The organism is Nocardia cyriacigeorgica (assembly GCF_010858045.1).
Classification (GTDB): Bacteria; Actinomycetota; Actinomycetes; order Mycobacteriales; family Mycobacteriaceae; genus Nocardia; species Nocardia cyriacigeorgica_E.
On the sequence record NZ_JAAGVC010000169.1, the window covers coordinates 1 to 360 of the forward strand.

The following is a 360-nucleotide window of genomic DNA, read 5'->3' on the forward strand; positions in this document are numbered from 1 at the left end:
GTTATCAGTTCTCTTTCGAGCAGCGCACCGATTGGTCGCGGGTCTACGCACCAGGGCGCGAACTCAAGGCCTACGCCGAATCGTGTGTCGACAAGTACGAGCTGCGGCCGCGTATTCGCTTCGGCACCACGGTGGTCGGCGCTGACTTCGACGAGGATGCCCATCGCTGGGTTCTGCACACCGCGGCGGCGGTCGACCTCACGGCGCTTTTCGTGATCAGCGCCACCGGCGTGCTCACCCGGCCCAAGCTCCCCGACATCCCCGGCATCGATAGCTTCGCGGGCGTCACGATGCACACCTCGCGCTGGGACCACCGCCAGGACCTGCGCGGCAAGCGGGTCGCGATCATCGGTACCGGTG

General features: G+C 66.4%; 1 protein-coding gene. It reads left to right on the plus strand.

The window, feature by feature from the left end; all coding sequences use genetic code 11:
- Positions 1 to 360, plus strand: a 360-nt coding sequence (locus GV790_RS29215) for an NAD(P)-binding domain-containing protein (protein ID WP_163818040.1), incomplete at both ends; no start/stop codon positions are given.